Annotated in this window: 16 protein-coding genes and 1 tRNA gene; 11 read left to right on the top strand and 6 right to left on the bottom strand. The window is 50.8% G+C overall.

The window, feature by feature from the left end; genetic code table 11:
* Positions 1-3: 3 nt before the first annotated feature.
* The gene (locus ACZ45B_RS06415) at positions 4-2,703 is read right to left on the bottom strand and encodes a CBS domain-containing protein (protein WP_024546262.1); all 2,700 of its coding nucleotides are present in this window, start codon (positions 2,701-2,703) and stop codon (positions 4-6) included.
* Between the two features lie 81 nt (positions 2,704-2,784).
* On the opposite strand from ACZ45B_RS06415, the gene ACZ45B_RS06410 reads away from it, so the two are divergent.
* From ACZ45B_RS06410 to ACZ45B_RS06390, 5 genes are all read left to right on the top strand, one after another.
* Positions 2,785-3,015 carry a hypothetical protein gene (locus ACZ45B_RS06410; protein WP_024546263.1) on the top strand — a complete coding sequence of 77 codons (231 nt, stop codon included), beginning with the start codon at positions 2,785-2,787 and terminating at the stop codon, positions 3,013-3,015.
* Positions 3,015-3,755, top strand: coding sequence for a nucleotidyl transferase AbiEii/AbiGii toxin family protein (locus tag ACZ45B_RS06405; RefSeq protein ID WP_255326082.1), 741 nt, complete (start codon positions 3,015-3,017; stop codon positions 3,753-3,755). The genes ACZ45B_RS06410 and ACZ45B_RS06405 overlap by 1 nt, the downstream gene beginning before the upstream one ends.
* Positions 3,756-3,862: 107 nt before the next feature.
* The gene (locus tag ACZ45B_RS06400) at positions 3,863-4,498 is read left to right on the top strand and encodes a ParA family protein (RefSeq protein WP_024546265.1); all 636 of its coding nucleotides are present in this window, start codon (positions 3,863-3,865) and stop codon (positions 4,496-4,498) included.
* 5 nt (positions 4,499-4,503) lie between these two features.
* Entirely contained in the window at positions 4,504-5,070 is a 567-nt protein-coding gene (locus ACZ45B_RS06395) for a hypothetical protein (protein WP_029681871.1), read from the top strand.
* A gap of 84 nt (positions 5,071-5,154) precedes the next feature.
* Entirely contained in the window at positions 5,155-6,096 is a 942-nt protein-coding gene (locus ACZ45B_RS06390; protein WP_024546267.1) for a DUF1517 domain-containing protein, read from the top strand.
* 127 nt (positions 6,097-6,223) lie between these two features.
* Here ACZ45B_RS06390 and ACZ45B_RS06385 read toward each other — a convergent pair whose 3' ends face one another.
* The 3 genes from ACZ45B_RS06385 to ACZ45B_RS06375 form a co-directional block, all read right to left on the bottom strand.
* Positions 6,224-7,243: a methyltransferase gene (locus ACZ45B_RS06385; RefSeq protein ID WP_024546268.1), complete on the bottom strand. Its 1,020-nt coding sequence runs from the start codon at positions 7,241-7,243 to the stop codon at positions 6,224-6,226.
* Between the two features lie 206 nt (positions 7,244-7,449).
* Entirely contained in the window at positions 7,450-8,601 is a 1,152-nt protein-coding gene (locus ACZ45B_RS06380; protein ID WP_024546269.1) for a pyridoxal-phosphate-dependent aminotransferase family protein, read from the bottom strand.
* A gap of 313 nt (positions 8,602-8,914) precedes the next feature.
* Positions 8,915-9,796: an ABC transporter permease gene (locus ACZ45B_RS06375; protein ID WP_024546270.1), complete on the bottom strand. Its 882-nt coding sequence runs from the start codon at positions 9,794-9,796 to the stop codon at positions 8,915-8,917.
* 240 nt (positions 9,797-10,036) lie between these two features.
* Here ACZ45B_RS06375 and ACZ45B_RS06370 point away from each other — a divergent pair, with 240 nt between their 5' ends.
* Together ACZ45B_RS06370 and ACZ45B_RS06365 are read left to right on the top strand one after the other, a co-directional pair.
* Positions 10,037-11,074, top strand: coding sequence for a hypothetical protein (locus ACZ45B_RS06370; RefSeq protein ID WP_024546271.1), 1,038 nt, complete (start codon positions 10,037-10,039; stop codon positions 11,072-11,074).
* A gap of 36 nt (positions 11,075-11,110) precedes the next feature.
* A complete protein-coding gene (locus tag ACZ45B_RS06365) occupies positions 11,111-11,512 on the top strand; it encodes a TIGR03792 family protein (RefSeq protein ID WP_038027927.1) in 402 nt (133 codons plus the stop codon).
* A 64-nt stretch (positions 11,513-11,576) separates the two neighbouring features.
* On the opposite strand, the gene ACZ45B_RS06360 is transcribed toward ACZ45B_RS06365, so the two are convergent.
* A tRNA-Gln gene (locus ACZ45B_RS06360) sits at positions 11,577-11,648 on the bottom strand.
* Positions 11,649-11,796: 148 nt separating this feature from the next.
* Between ACZ45B_RS06360 and ACZ45B_RS06355 the strand changes: the two genes are divergently transcribed.
* Positions 11,797-12,099, top strand: a complete 303-nt coding sequence (locus ACZ45B_RS06355) for a DUF2288 domain-containing protein (RefSeq protein WP_024546273.1) — start codon at positions 11,797-11,799, stop codon at positions 12,097-12,099.
* On the opposite strand, the gene ACZ45B_RS06350 is transcribed toward ACZ45B_RS06355, so the two are convergent.
* Positions 12,096-12,245 (bottom strand): hypothetical protein, encoded by a 150-nt coding sequence (locus ACZ45B_RS06350; protein ID WP_158505992.1) that lies wholly within the window; start codon positions 12,243-12,245, stop codon positions 12,096-12,098. The two genes, ACZ45B_RS06355 and ACZ45B_RS06350, sit on opposite strands and share 4 nt — an antisense overlap.
* A 36-nt stretch (positions 12,246-12,281) precedes the next feature.
* On the opposite strand from ACZ45B_RS06350, the gene ACZ45B_RS06345 reads away from it, so the two are divergent.
* From ACZ45B_RS06345 to ACZ45B_RS06335, 3 genes are read left to right on the top strand one after another with little or no spacing between them, the layout of a single operon-like run.
* The gene (locus ACZ45B_RS06345) at positions 12,282-12,917 is read left to right on the top strand and encodes a DUF3038 domain-containing protein (RefSeq protein WP_024546274.1); all 636 of its coding nucleotides are present in this window, start codon (positions 12,282-12,284) and stop codon (positions 12,915-12,917) included.
* A gap of 10 nt (positions 12,918-12,927) precedes the next feature.
* Entirely contained in the window at positions 12,928-14,277 is a 1,350-nt protein-coding gene (locus ACZ45B_RS06340; RefSeq protein WP_024546275.1) for a DUF4335 domain-containing protein, read from the top strand.
* A gap of 6 nt (positions 14,278-14,283) precedes the next feature.
* Positions 14,284-14,895 carry a hypothetical protein gene (locus ACZ45B_RS06335; RefSeq protein ID WP_464675015.1) on the top strand — a complete coding sequence of 204 codons (612 nt, stop codon included), beginning with the start codon at positions 14,284-14,286 and terminating at the stop codon, positions 14,893-14,895.
* Positions 14,896-14,975: the final 80 nt, after the last annotated feature.

The raw sequence follows: 14,975 nt of genomic DNA, 5'->3' as shown, positions 1-14,975 counted from the left end.
GGCTTAGCGGGGTGGATAATTTTCTGCTAGATAAGCCAGGGCAGCGGGGCGATCACCAATGGTTTGATCAATGGTTTGTTTCAGAAGATCAGACAAGATATCCCGAAATTGTGGGCCTGGTTTATAGCCTAATTCCTTCAGGTCGGAGCCATCGAGGGGCGCTTTGATAAACTGCCAGTGCCGCAGATACTGCCACAGATCATGGCGTATGTTTTTCGGCCCCATGGCCGCAAGCAACATTATTTCAGGTAAAGTCAGATTCTTCAGGGCGAAGACTTTTTCACTGAGTTTTTCTGCTTGGGCTAACTTTGGCAAAATCTCCGTTTCATGGTGAGAGATATTTTCTAGCCGCTGCAAACTGTCTTTGGGCAATTGCAGGCGATCGCCCACTTGTAAACGTTCTGCCGTTGTCAAATTCATTAACAGCGCCTCAAGGCGGATTCGCCAATGTTCTAGCCCATGGTCCGGGTCGTGGTAGCGCAACCAACGGTCGACACAGCGAATCTGCCACCACACAGTCGGGGCAAGGGCCAGATTTTTATGGATACATTTCAACGCGCCCAAATCATCCAATAATTGCAAGGCGGGCTTCCAATATTTCGCCGTCAACAGATATTTTAATTCCGCCCGTAAACGCGTCGTTAGGGCTGGTGCCTGGGGTTTTTCGTGGTGCAGTTTATCGTAGATACCAGAGGCGATCGCATAGCGGATATATTCTTCGGTTTGCACTTCCAACCAAAAATTGAGCCGCACGGCAAACCGCACCGCCCGATAGATGCGCGTCGGGTCTTCAATGAAACTGTTGGCGTGGAGCACCCGAATTTGCCGTTTTTTAAGATCCCAGAGGCCGCCGAAAAAGTCTAATAATTCCCCCGACCGGGGTTCCGTCAAGCGCAAACAGAGGGCATTGATCGTAAAGTCGCGCCGATATAAATCCTGCCGAATCGAACTGGCTTCCACCTCTGGATTCGCCGCCGGATAAGGATAAAACTCCGTGCGAGCCGTGGCAATGTCCATCCACAGGGAGCCCAGCACTGGATCTTTGTGCCACAGGATCGCCGCTGTTTGAAATTCCCCATGGACGGATAGGCGTGCATTGGCTTGGCGATCGCAAATAAAATTCGCCAGGGTGACCCCGGCCCCCACATCTGCCGCCGCATGGAACCCATCCACCACCAGATCAATATCCTGTAACAATAATTCCTCCTCAGAATTTGCCAACAGCACATCCCGCACTGCGCCGCCAACAAGATATAAATGCCAACCCCGTTTTTCTGCTTCTGCTGCCACTCCTTGTAACAGTTCCCAGAGAGCAGGGGCGAGGCGTTCCGCAAACAGATGTCGCAGGGGATAACGATCATTTTCATCTTTTGCCGGGGGGAGGAGGGCCAGATGCTGCTCTTGGTGATGTTGCCGCAAAATGTCTGTCCGGGTAACAATGCCCACCAATTGTTCCCCTTCGATCACGGGCAACCGCCCCACATCGTCGGTGACCATAATCGATTCAATTTCACGCATTGTCGTTTCGGGGCCAATGGTGCACACCTCCCGGCTCATGTAGCCCTTGACGGGGGCATGGCGAAACCCATGGTGAATCGCCAGATCTAAATCTCGCCGGGAGATCACTCCCACCAATTTTTGCGTTTCATCCACCACCGCTAACCCCGAGTGGCCATAGCGAAACAAGACTCGCTGGGCTTCCTCAATAGAAGTTTGGGGCAAAATTGTCCGCACGGGGGCCGTCATCAAATCCCTGGCTGTCAGAGCAGCGGGCACTTGCCTCACAAACTCGTTATAAATATTTTGCAGCATCATTTCTGGTTCATTGCTGCGCAAGCTCATGGACGCCGCTTGGTCATGGCCGCCACCACCATAGGGCGCAAACAGTCGATTGAGATTGGTGCCAGTGATGTGCGATCGCCCGATGATCACCAACTTCCCCTCGGTATCTGTCTGGTGATAAAAATGGCCAACGAGGAGGGCATCCAGGTCAGTCATCTGCATCATTTGCTCCACCAAATTCGACAGCCCCGGCACAAAATCAGGGGACTTTAGCAGTACCCGCGCCACCAAGTGACCCTGGATATTTTCTTGTTTCAGGTGGGCGATCGCCTCCGAAAACAGATGTTGTACCTGGGGCGAAAATCCTGGTTCGGCGTACTCGGCGATAATTTTTACCATGGCCCCCTGGCCCATCAGCCAGGTCAACGCCTGGGCATCTCGCACCGTCGTTTGATCAAACGTTAGCGACCCCGTATCCACATGGATTCCTAAGGCCATCACCGTCGCCGTGTAAGGATCGAGTTCTATACCTCTTGCCTGTAATTTTTCCGCAATGATCGTCGTTGTTGCCCCCACTGGCTCGATCTCCACATAGGTGGCTGGAATATCCCGCTCCTGATCCACATGGTGGTCATAAATTTCTATCTGTTGCACCTGGGGCCCATCTAGCCATTCCTGGGCCTTCCCCAACCGTTGCCGCTGCTGATTGTCCACCACCATAATTGTCCGCAACTGCTCTGGGTGGACTGAGCGCATTTCGATAAACGGAAATTCTCCCCGGTACAACGCCAGAAAGCGTTTTACCCCTGGATGGGCTCCCCCCGTCAAGACTACCCGTGAACCTACCCGCAGAGAGGCGAGGGCGATCGCTGCCCCCAGGGCATCAAAATCAACGGTTTGGTGACAGAGAATTACATCCATAAAATTGCAGAGAAAGGCCTGTGAGGTTAAGTTAAAATTTTAGGTAGAGTCCTCCTACCTACTTCAATATTTTGCAGTGAAATGATTCAAACAGAGACAGTAGAACAAATTCACCCTGAACGTTTACCGTTTCTGGAGTCTATTTGCTGGCAAACTCACAATGTCTACAAATTCACGCCAGAACAAATGCTATCTCGTTACGAACGGGGTTGGCGCTATAAGAATATTTATACTCCTCCCCAGGGAGAAGAATTGAAGTTCGTAAAAAAACTGGCAAGACGTTATCATTCCTGGCTTCAAACTCAATTGTGATGTTTAAACTTGACCATCACAACTCTATCTTAGAAGTTCTACAATCTCTGGATTCAAAACTTTTAATTGATTGTCAAGCTTACTTTGGAGGTGGCAGTCTTCCAGCTCTGGACATGGGGGAATATCGCTGGAGCAAAGATATAGATTTTATTTGTTCTGTTCCTTCCCAGGGCTACAAAAAACTGCGTACCCACTTGTATCAAGTAGGTAACAAAGGTTTATTTTTAAATGAAAATTCTCCATTGACAATTAGACGAGCAACTACTGATCAATATGGTGTGCGATTGTTAGTAGAGATCAATCAAGTGCCAATTAAGTTAGAAATTATTGCTGAAGTCCGCTTCGAACTGGATGAGCCTCGTTTCCCTTCTTGGTCGCCTGTCCCCTGCCTCAGTTTAAATGATTGTTTAACCAGTAAATTGTTGGCAAATGCTGATCGCTATTTGGACAGGAGTGTTGAATCCCGTGATTTGATCGATTTGGCTGTTTTACGGTTACATACGGAACTGTCTCAAAGGGCGATCGCCAAGGCAGAAAATGCCTATGAAGTTATTCGTCCCCTAGGTGATGCGATTCAATTCTTTCAAGCACACCCTGATTATCGCCAGCAATGTTTTGAAAGTCTTCAGATAGGGCGAGACTTTTGGCCTGACGTGATTGATGGCCTGGATTTGCTCAGCGCTGATCTAAAACTTTCTCCGACCACCAGAACATATTGGGAAGAGCGATCGCCTTTTTGATCATCGCTTTTCCCTCAAGAAACGTTGCATTTACTGGGGAGTGGGGACAGAGCCGCTATAATGACTCACCATAAATCAAGGCTAATTCAGCAAAAAACAAATCTATCGTGGCATCCCAGCGGATTTTAGCGGTTGTAAATGGCAAAGGGGGCGTTGGCAAAACAACGACCGCCGTCAACCTTGCTGCCATTTTTGCAGAGAAACAGCGGGTTCTCTTGGTAGACAGCGATCCCCAGGGTTCAGCTTCCTGGTGGATTGATCGCAACCCCACAGAATGGCAGTTGAAAGTCAGCAAAGATGCTCGTCCCGACTCCCTCCAGAACCTGCGCCAGATTCAAGGTTATGACCTAATCGTGGTGGATACCCCCCCGGCTTTGCGATCGCAGGCTCTGATTACAGTGCTCCAGATGGCTGATTATGTAATTTTGCCAACACCACCCGCCCCAATGGATCTCAGTGCCTTAATCGAAACAGTGCAGACGGCCATCAAACCCGTGTCCGTGACCCACCGCGTTTTGCTGACAAAAGTCGATAGCCGCAGTCTCCGGGAAAGTATTGATGCCCAAAATACCCTGATTGAACTCGGGATTCCGGTGTGTCATGCTTTTGTGCGCAGCTATAAAGCCCACGAACAGGCGGTCCTTGAAGGTCTACCGATGACACAAATGCGTGGTAAAAAGGCTAAAGACGCAGAAACGGACTATCGCCGTGTCGCGGATGAATTGCAACGAGATTGGATTTAATGGTTATGGCTAGCAGCAAGCGGAATTTATCGGATTTGTTACGGCAAGAGGTGCAGCAGGAAAAAGCACCTGTGCCCCAAACCCAAGTACAGGCTGCCCCAAAGCCTGCCCCCAATTTGGCCCGCATGACTAAGGCACAACTGCTGGCCCACATTGAAACTTTGTACGCACAGCAGGAAGCGGCAGTTCCAGAAAACAGCGTCGATCGGGGGCTTTTGACAGAAAAGGAGACCCTTGCTCAGCAGGTAAAGATTCTCGAAGAGAAAATTGCTGCTCAACAACAGGCGATCGCCTCAGCCGAAAAAACCATTCAAACTCTCCAAACAGATTCTAGTGAGAAGGCTAAGTTAGAAACAGAGTTGGGAGAGCAACGGGGTTTAGTAGAAAAGCTATACGGACAAATCCAGAACCTCGAAGCGCAACGAGTCGAAGCGGAACAAGCCGCTGAACGCACGGTGGAAGAAGATCGCGCCCTTGTCCTTGCCCGCATTAGCAGCTATCAAGCAAATCTGCAATTTCCAGCCCAACCCCCCTCCAGCATCCCCGATGAAGAAATCGGCTGGTTCGACTAGGGGAGAAACCGCCAATGCCTGGAATTCTTGGGATTGGTAGAATGAAGTTTAAGGATATTTATGCAGCACATTTAAAACGCAACCATGATTAAACGGTTTTTCTATGGGGCGATCGCCATGGTCTTGGCCTTTACCCTAATTTTCACCCCGGCAGATAACGCCTGGGCTGCCCGCAGTGGTGGACGCATTGGGGGGGGATCTTTCCGCAGCGCCCCCAGTCGTAGTTTCTCCCCCGCCCCGACCCGTTCTGCCCCCGTTGGCGGTGGCTATGGTTACGGGTTTGGTGGCGGCTTTGGCTTCCCCTTCCTGCTGCCTTTCTTTGGTTTTGGTGGCTTTAGCGGCGTTTTTGGCCTCTTCATCATGTTGGCGATCGCCGGATTTCTCGTCCGTACTTTCCAGAACGTGATGGCTGGGGGAAACAACGAAGGAGATAGCCTCGGTTACTCTGCCCCCAGTAACAAAATTGCTGTTGCGAAGGTGCAGGTGGGTCTGTTGGCCCAAGCGCGGGATCTGCAACAGGATTTAAATCGTCTCGCCAGCAGCGCTGATACGGGCACTGCTGCCGGCCGCTCGAAAGTGTTGCAAGAATCTACCCTGGCATTGCTACGTCACCCAGAATATTGGGTTTATGGAGCTAGTGAATCTCTCACAACGGGCGTTGACGCTGCTGAAGCGAAGTTTAACCAGTTGGCCCTTAGTGAACGGAGTAAATTTACTGCCGAAACCCTCAGTAATGTAGATAACGAGCGCAATGCTGCCGGCAATAATACCAGTGCGGATCTGGCGAAAAGCGCAGAAACGCCCAACGAATACATCATGGTGACGATCATCGCTGGGGCCATGGGGAAAGTGGATCTACCCAAAGTGACCGACTCCCAATCCCTCGAACAAGCAATCCGCCAAATTGGTGCCCTCGGAGGCGATCGCCTGTTGGCCCTCGAAATTTTATGGACGCCCCAGGCCATTGGCGACACCCTTAGCACCGACGATATTTTGACCTACTATCCCGACATTAATCTGGTGTAGTCTGGTCAAAATCTAAAGCAATACGACGCAAATTGTTGCAATCTTAAAAAAATCTCCTCAGTCGAGGAGATTTTTTCTTGAAAGTATTATTTACCTGGAAAAATCCTAAAATTTCTGGAATTTTTCCTTACGCTTTACAGGCTTCAATCACGCAAATTTCTTCGGCGGTTCTAACGATGCGCGTTAGCTGTAATCCTGCCGCCGCTAGCAAAGTTTCAAATTCTGCGGCTGTTCGTTCCTTACCACCAGGACACATCACCAGCATATTGATATCGAGCATTTTTGCGCCACTGGGTTCATTGCCCTCTGGAACAACCATTTCGCACACCAGGATTTTGCCGTTATCTGGCAACACCGCCCGACAATTTTTTAAAATGGCGATCGCCTGCTCATCGCCCCAATCGTGGATGATGTGCTTGAGTAGATACGCATCGCCCCCAGCCGGGATTGTTTCAAAGAAACTACCACCAATCCGTTGACAGCGATCGCCAACGCCGTGGCGCATCAATGTGGGCGCTGCATGATCGACCACATAGTCCTCATCAAAAAGAATGCCCTTTAAGGTCGGATATTTCGCCAAAATACTGCCGAGTAACTCCCCATAGCCGCCGCCCACATCCACAATGGTCGTAAAAGACGAAAAATCATAGTGAGTTAAAATTTCTGGCTCCTCATTTTTGGAAAAACTATTCATCGCCTCCTCAAAAATAGCTGCGGCCTCTGGGTGACTGCCGAAATACTCAAAAATTCCCTGGCCATAACGATGCTCAAAGGCCGATTCGCCCGTTCTAACGCTGTGAAGAATATCACTCCAGGCTTCGTAATGTTGGGGTTCTCCTAACATCACCACCGTCCCCCGCATCGACCGGGGGTGATCACTCCGGAGAAATTCGGCTAAAGGTGTCAGGGTAAAGGTTGCAGCACTAGTTTCTTGGAATACCCCTACACTGGCCAAGGCTCGTAAAACGCGGTACAGAGCTGTGACGTCGGTTTCCGTCAGTCGTGCTAAGTCATCGCAGTGTTTTTCTCCAGTCCGCAGATGGTCGGCGATCGCTAATTTTGCCGCCGCATATAAACATTGAGAAAGCCAATAACCAGAGGCCATCTGCAGTAATTGAGTATGGAGCGGGAGGGTCGGCGGGTGCATAGAGTTCAAGGTCCTGATCAAATGAGGCAGTCACCGCAATTTTAGAAATTTCACCTCTTTCCCTGATCACTTCGTAGGATTTGTTCATGAAAAGCATTCTCCTGTGATTCCAAGTGAAAACCCACCTAAAAAAATGCCCCCATCTCGTCGAGACAGGGGCAACAGAAACATTGATTTTCGAACAAAGAAAATTACAAGCTGTGAATTTATCCTTTCTGGAACACGGCAGCTGCGGCCTGGACCCCAGCACCAGGGGTGAAACCACCTTGCCCTAATCCTTGGAGGGTTGCTTCGAGGGCGGCGATCGCCGTGATCACATCTCGGTCATGGACAAAGCCCAGGTGACCGATGCGGAAAATTTTTCCTTTGTAATCGTCCTGACCACCGGCGAGGGCAATATCAAAGTTGGTGCGCATCGCCTTGCGGATATCTTCTGCCCCAATGGGTGCCGGATCTACCGCCGTGACAGCGGTGCTGGCATGACTATCGGGGGCAAAGGTTTTCAGACCCAGAGCTTTAACAGCAGCCCGGGTGGCCTCCGTGAGACGTTGGTGGCGAGCGAAAACATTTTCCAGACCTTCCCGTTGCATCATTCCCAGGGCTGCCTGGAGCGCAAAGATCAAATTCACAGGCGGTGTAAAAGGCGTGGTGTTTTTCGCTAAATTCTTTTTCGCAGCCTTGAGATCGAAGTAGAAGCGAGGAATTTTTGCATTTTCGTAGGCCGCCCAAGCCTTATCACTAACGGAGACAAAACCTAGGCCTGGCGGAATCATAAAGCCTTTTTGGGAACCGGAGGCAACCACATCCAAGCCCCATGCGTCGGTGGGCACATTGCAGGCCCCTAGGCTGGTGACTGCATCAACAATCATCAACGCGCCATGGGCATTGACATAGCGACTAATGGTTTCGAGGTCATTGAGGACGCCCGTGGAGGTTTCCGAGTGGGTGACGACAACGGCTTTGATTTCCTTTGCGGTGTCAGCTTCGAGCTTGGCGCGAAAAGCTTCCGGATCGAGGGCTTCTCCCCAGGGGGCTTTAACCCGTTCAACATCCATGCCGTAAGTTTCGCAGACGATCGCCCAACGTTCACCAAATTTACCGTTATCGCCGACAAGCACTTTATCCCCGGCATTGATGAAATTGATCAACCCGGCTTCCATGGCCCCAGTGCCACTGGCGGCGAGGCAATACACATCGTTTTTCGTTTGGAAGAGCCATTTTAATTGCGCGGTGACTTCGGCCATGATTTCACTAAATTGACCACTCCGGTGACCGATGGGATGCTTGGCCATGGCCAGCAGAACCTGTTCCGGCACAGGGGTTGGGCCGGGAATCATGAGCATATGTTTGTCTTCCATGGTGTATTTGTCCTTTGCTTAGACCGTGATTGAAAATGCCGTTAATCCCCAAAAGCCTAGGGACGTTCTGCAAAAGCTAAATCCTATCCTATGCGATCGCCTAGATCAAGCCACTAATGTGGGGCGAATTCATTCATGAAAAGCAAGATTTACGGCGGGTTTGGCCTTGATGACGTGATTATTTACTTTTGAAAAAATTTAGACAGACAAGAAAAAACCAAGGGTTGGCCCATTAAGCTTTTCCTTGGCTGATCAATTCAACAAAATAGTTACTTTTATTTATGCTTGGGAGGTTCCTGGCTACTCGCCATCATCAACCTAAGCGCCGCTTCAGGAGTGGTTGGATTGCGGCCAAGGCGATCGCCCCGAAACCGCTCAAAAGGCCGAGCACTGCCACAAAGTTTAAATTCCCCCAGGGAGCCGTAAAAACAATACTCTGAAACGTCCAATCACTGTGCATATAGAGATAACGAATTGGCTCGATCGCGTAGGTCAGCGGGTTTAAGCTGGCGATAATCTGCAGCCAGTTCGCCATAAAATCTAACGGTGCCAGGGCCGTACTCGCAAACAGCAGCGGTAAATTCACCACGAAAATCACGGCGATCAATTCAATATGACCCGGCAGGGCAAAAGCTAATCCCAAACTTAAAGCTGTCACCGCCAGCACGATGAGGAAGACCACCAAGGCGATCGCCCCCAGACCCGCCACACTCGGCAAACCTGCCCCAAGAAAAGCACTGGCCCCCACAATCACCGCCGTTTGGATGAGTGTTAACCCCATGATGTAAACCGTCGAAGCCGCCACAATAGAGTAACGTGTCGCCAGGGGCGCCACCAATAGCCGATTGAGAAACCCAAATTCCCGGTCAAACATTACGGGTAAACCCGCATTTAAAGCCCCAGAAAAAGCCGTAAATACGATAATCCCCGGCGCGAGGAACTGGGCATAGTTAATTTCATTGCCAAAGAGTCCCTGGGGCGCTTTGTAGAAAAGAGCCCCGAACAAAATCAGCCACATAAAGGGTTGAATAATCCCTGCCACGAGGGTCGTTGGCCGCCGTTGCAGTTGAATGACCAGCCGTTGGGTGAGGGCGATCGTTTCCTGGAAAAAATCTTGCCAGCCTGGTCGTGTCTGGGGGGTTACTTGGGCTGTGGGAGACAGGATAGAGTTGGGGGTAAACACGGATTGACTCATAGAACTTTTTGCGGGCTACCAATGGGCAATTGAGGGCAGGTTTTGGCTCTTTTTCTGGAACTAGATTAACGTATTTTCTCGCTCACTATGGCCTGGAGAATGGCGACGCTAAATTAGGTGAAAATCTTCTGGCACTAACCTGACACAGAAATTTGCGTCCATTGCTCTGGTGGGAAATTCCTTCTAAAATCATTGGGCTTACCGATAACCTTGCCCCCAAACACTGCGCGCGATCGCCCTATGACCAACCTAACCGATATTTCTACCGCTGACCTTGCCGCTGCTTTAACCACCGATGTGGACTTCAGCCTGGAGCTCCCGGATCCGGAAGATGACCAGCTCCATGATGCAGAATTTGAAACCCAGATCGAGCGGGTTTGGCAAATTTGCGATCGCTTTGATCTCCAGACGGATATTTGGCGGGGGCGAATCATGCGCGCTGTACGCGACCGGGAAAAACGGGGAGGGGATGGCCGTGGTACAGGTTTTTTGAATTGGCTCAAGCAACGGGAAATCACTAAAGGTCAAGCCTATGGGCTGATTGAACTAGCCAACAGTGCCGATACTCTCCTGGCTGAAGGACAGCTGGATCCAAGCAGTATCAATAACTTTAGTAAAAATGCCTTTATCGAGACAGCCAAATCTGCCCCCGAAGTGCAAAAACTCGTCACAGAGGCGGCCCAAAAGGGCGATCGCATCACGAAGCGAGAAGTAAAACAACTGGCTGACGAATGGACAAGCATGAGCTCTGATCTGTTGCCCGACGAAGTCAAAGAGCAAGCCGCCAGTGGCACTCTTCCCAGTCGTTTTCTGTCACCCCTGGTGAAAGAGCTAGAAAAATTACCTGAAACTCACCTCACAGCAATTCAAGAAGAAATCCGCGAAGCGCCGAACACTGACACGATCAAGGCAATGACCAGCGAGGCAAAAAGCTTAGCGAAATATCTCGATGCCGCCTCCCAAGTGCAGACCCTCCGCAAGGCAAATATCGACTTGGAAATGGCCCTCGAAGAAGCCCTCCGCCTCGATTGTCTGGGGACTGCCGCCGATTTGGTGAAACAAGCGACCCAGATGGAGCAATGCATTGTCAAGCTCTTTACCACCTGGAAACGCTTGGGAAAACTGGCCGATCGCCTCTATGTCGATACCGGAGCCAGTAACCCCTATCTACGGTCGATGTTAGGGACATTAGAAGTGCTGAGTGGGGAAGTATTGGAAGTAGATTTGGACGATGCTGGGGAACATAGTGTCCGAATTCGGATTCTCGCAGAGGAGTAAAATAACGGGACACATCCTTAAAACCAGGTGAGATTTATGGGGAAATGGTTGCAGGCGATCGCCTTGACAATGATCTTAATGATCAGCCTTGGTCAAAACCCAAGCTTTGCCGAAGCGCCCACGGATGGGCCTGTGGTGGAATGGCTCACCTTTGCTGTACCCCAAGCAGAGCAGGCGAAATTTATTGAAAAGGAACTAGAAATCTGGAACCCGATTGATCGGCGATCGCCTGCCTTTGTGCGCAAAGAAATTTGGCAAGATCCTGAAAATCCCGATCAACTGACGGTGGTGGTCTCTTGGTCGAGCCAAAGCCTGCGCAAAACCATTTCTCCCGAAGCAGTGCAAGCCGCCGAAAAAGCCTTTGATACTGCCCTAGGAAAAACCTATATGATTGCTGCCAAGAAAGAATTTCGCAATCTCTCTGTCAGCGAGCCTTAGAGTGGGTGAAACCCCGGCTCAGCTGGATGCTATGGCCTCAATGTTGCTGATGCTTTTTTTAGGACTGGGGTGCCAGGATTCGAACCTGGGAATGTCGGAACCAAAATCCGATGCCTTACCGCTTGGCGACACCCCATTGCGTTTAAGCCTTTAGAAATATAACATTAACTTTTTTGTAGCGTCAACTCCTCTGCCAAAACTTTTTTGCAGCACTCCCTGACAATTGTCAAAACCCCCAAAATCCAGTACACCTTAACAATTGTGTTTACTCCCTGCTTTACTCCATGTCAGATTTAGGCAAACAGCTCCAGGATGGTTTTGGCGATAGCGAATGGCAAGACCTGGCCCCCCATGCAGCCCGGGATGCTTTGATTGTGGTGCATCCTTCCCTTGATTTGCTCCAGGTGGGTGAGGCGATCGCCCTAGATAATGCCCCCCTCGTTAGCAAGTGGATGAATGGCGGTCTCGTGCGCAAGCCGACTAAAGAAGAATTAGAACGTTGGAACCGAGCTACAAAGACCCAAAAATTTCCGACTTTAATTGTGCAACCCTTTGTTTTGATCAGTAGTGACTTACCGGAAATTTAACGGGCGATCGCCCCTTCCTCACCCTTAGGACAAGCAGCCTGTGGGGTAAACTGAGTGAGGAAAAGAATTGCCCTAGTGTGGAGCAACGAATCATCGCTTATGATCTGGTTTGAAGCTTTCCCAGTGTGGCGATTATTTTTTGTCATGAATCACCGCGACCTAAGCTTGTTTTTTCTGAACGTATGAATGATTCTGTGAGCATAATGCCCAACCCTAATTCAACCTCGGTCTCCCCAGGGCAGTCATACCTGTTGCAAAATTTGCCCGATCTTTTACCAGAGGGCAGAGCTTTTCCCCGGCGGGCGCAGCAACAAATTGACTTACTTCTTTTGGCCCTCGAAGCCCTCGAATTAGGCGGCTCAGAACTAATGCTCCGTTCGGCCCACAAGCTAGAATTGGCCAGCATTATCCCCAACCGGGTGGTGCTCTGGCGACTGCGACGTACAAATCCTTGGCGGCGCTCCCACACCCATGGTCACCTCACCCCTACAGAGGCAAAAGCTCTGGTGCTGATTATTGGCGATCGCGCCAAGAATTTAATGGCCCTACTCCGGCAACTGCTCCCCGTTGCCCAGCACCTCCGGGAGCGGAATTTACCTTTAGATAGTCATTTTCGCCTTTCGGAATATCTCGAACGATTCCGGGCCCATTTTCGCAGCCGGATGAACCCCCGTCGCGTCCGCGTGATGCTTTATAACCAATCAAAACAGGACTTAAACGAGCTGGCCCTCGATCTCCTCGAAAAACTCCTTTTTTGTACGGGAACCGTCGGTACCCAACGGCTTTGGGTCAGTCTCTTTGATGGAGAAGTCAGCTAACTAGTCACTTATGAACATTCGTCGTCAATATAGCCTCCCCAGTTGCACCCTCATCCTCGAAGGATTTGATGATGGTAGTGGCAAACTGATTGAAACCCTCACAATTCTTTCCAACGTGGAATGTCGGTTTACCACTTCCCAAAAAATGCTCAGCGGCGGCAAAATCTTTTTTGATCACCTCGTCCGGGCTGTGAGTGAATATGCCCAGGGGCTTTTGAGTGGTTTACATCACCCCACAGAGGTGCTTAACCCTGATGATCAGGTGCGCCTAGAGCCGATCACCACCAAGCAAACCCATCGTCTTCACTGGCGATCGCCCGACGGTAATGGTGAAGAGACCATTGAGCTGAATACCGCCGAGCTATTTGACTTGACAGAGGCGATCGATCAATTTTTAGCAGATGGCCTAACTCTCCCAGATTTTGTTCTTCCCCTGACGCCCCTGAGTCGTCGCCACTGTGTGCCGGAAGAATCCTTTGCTGACCGAGCTGTGCCGCCTTTGATTGGGGTGAGTAGTCTGGCTTTGACTGCCTTTGCCCTCTTCTTTGTCCCTGTGCCAGAAGCGGTGCGCAACGGCAGTGATCAAGCAGATTTTGGTACAGAAACCGAGCAGTTAGCCGAGGCCAGTCTCCCAGAAACGGCCCAATGGACCGAAGAAAACTTTGTCGCCCTGGAAGAAAGCGTTGCCTCTGTTGATACAGATAGCACCCTGCGATTTATGCAGGCTTATCTTTACAGTAGCCTTGATGAGGCCTGGACAGAGCGCCGTTCGGGGAATACGGTATCCTACCGACTGGCTTTGACCACGGCTGGTCAGTTACTCGGTTTTCAGCCCCTAGGAACAGCAGAGCCTAGCGATGGGGCGAGCCTGGCGGCATTGGGGGCCCTAGATTATGAGCCAGAAATAGCAGCGATCGCCACAGAGCAAACCGCCGCCGCCCAATTTCGAGTTGATTTTGCGGGCAATGTCTTGGAAATCAGCCCTTGGGAAGGCTTTGGTAGTTCTGGCGACTTAAACTTTGATGCGGGAGAAGTGACGGGAGCGGCCCTCCGACAATTAATCCAATCGGTCAAAGATACAGTCGCCGCTGAATTTGATGCTAATCCCCTGGAGATTTCCCAAGCATTGCCATATACCCTTGGCGTGACAGATACGGGGGCGATCGCCCTGGTAATTGCCGACAACGATGCAGCCCGGGCTGCCCTTGCCCAGACCCCCTTGCTAGATCTGCTCGAGCCAGCCGCAGCAGGGATTATTCCTGGAGAAACTGTTGTGCCGACAGTGCCCCTAACCCAAGTCACTGTGGTTGTCCAGCCCGGCGGTGTAATTGAGGTGAGCCCCTGGGCAGGTTATCGTTAAACCACAGTGACTGCCCCCATTGCCATGGTCTACAGCACCCAAGATCTGCTCCATATCCTCGACCAAGAACTCAAGGCTACCCTGCGGGGCGATCGCCTCTTGTTAGCACCGGATGAGCGGATTGGTGTGCCCATTGTCACCATGGCCTTGGACCATGACCAACTGGGTAAAGTTTTTGCCTGCCAAGATTTCACCCAACAAATTCACCAATATCAACGGGAAAACAACGTCTCTGGCATTGTCTGGCGAGAGATTACCCTCGGCGATCGTCGGGTACAGCTCCCGGAAATTCATCAACAATTGATTGCCATTGAGAGCGATAAAGAAACGCTGCAACAAGCCAAGCAAAATATCCTAGAATTTTGGCAGCAGATAACCCTCGGACTCCAACTCTGGCAATTAGCAGACCACCAACTACTACCCGTCACCCCCCAAGAGATTGCCCACGCTGGCCAACGGGCTGAATGGGCAGAACTCGACGTGGGCCATGGAGAGTTTTACCTCGCCCTCTGTTGGGGTAACCCCAAAGAATGCCATTATCGTTGGGCTGCGCCCCAGTCCGGTTGCGATCGCCTCATCGCTGCCCCCCAAAAACCCCGTCACCTCAATATTTTTTAAACCGTGCCGAACAACAGAAATTCGCTCTGCTTACTAAACCCTGCGATAAAATAGTCATACCAATTATTCCGCCGCTTCAA

The sequence above is a fragment of the Picosynechococcus sp. NKBG15041c genome, from assembly GCF_055380235.1.
Note: the sequence above shows the minus strand (reverse complement) of the source record. Positions and strands in the feature narration are given on the sequence as shown.

Bases quoted from the DNA above. Each gene is read 5' to 3' on its own strand.
- ACZ45B_RS06415 (WP_024546262.1), bottom strand. From the start codon at position 2,703: ATGGATGTAATTCTCTGTCACCAAACCGTTGATTTTGATGCCCTGGGG.
- ACZ45B_RS06410 (WP_024546263.1), top strand. From the start codon at position 2,785: ATGATTCAAACAGAGACAGTAGAACAAATTCACCCTGAACGTTTACCG.
- ACZ45B_RS06405 (WP_255326082.1), top strand. From the start codon at position 3,015: ATGTTTAAACTTGACCATCACAACTCTATCTTAGAAGTTCTACAATCT.
- ACZ45B_RS06395 (WP_029681871.1), top strand. From the start codon at position 4,504: ATGGCTAGCAGCAAGCGGAATTTATCGGATTTGTTACGGCAAGAGGTG.
- ACZ45B_RS06390 (WP_024546267.1), top strand. From the start codon at position 5,155: ATGATTAAACGGTTTTTCTATGGGGCGATCGCCATGGTCTTGGCCTTT.
- ACZ45B_RS06385 (WP_024546268.1), bottom strand. From the start codon at position 7,243: ATGCACCCGCCGACCCTCCCGCTCCATACTCAATTACTGCAGATGGCC.
- ACZ45B_RS06380 (WP_024546269.1), bottom strand. From the start codon at position 8,601: ATGGAAGACAAACATATGCTCATGATTCCCGGCCCAACCCCTGTGCCG.
- ACZ45B_RS06375 (WP_024546270.1), bottom strand. From the start codon at position 9,796: ATGAGTCAATCCGTGTTTACCCCCAACTCTATCCTGTCTCCCACAGCC.
- ACZ45B_RS06370 (WP_024546271.1), top strand. From the start codon at position 10,037: ATGACCAACCTAACCGATATTTCTACCGCTGACCTTGCCGCTGCTTTA.
- ACZ45B_RS06365 (WP_038027927.1), top strand. From the start codon at position 11,111: ATGGGGAAATGGTTGCAGGCGATCGCCTTGACAATGATCTTAATGATC.
- ACZ45B_RS06355 (WP_024546273.1), top strand. From the start codon at position 11,797: ATGTCAGATTTAGGCAAACAGCTCCAGGATGGTTTTGGCGATAGCGAA.
- ACZ45B_RS06350 (WP_158505992.1), bottom strand. From the start codon at position 12,245: ATGACAAAAAATAATCGCCACACTGGGAAAGCTTCAAACCAGATCATA.
- ACZ45B_RS06345 (WP_024546274.1), top strand. From the start codon at position 12,282: ATGAATGATTCTGTGAGCATAATGCCCAACCCTAATTCAACCTCGGTC.
- ACZ45B_RS06340 (WP_024546275.1), top strand. From the start codon at position 12,928: ATGAACATTCGTCGTCAATATAGCCTCCCCAGTTGCACCCTCATCCTC.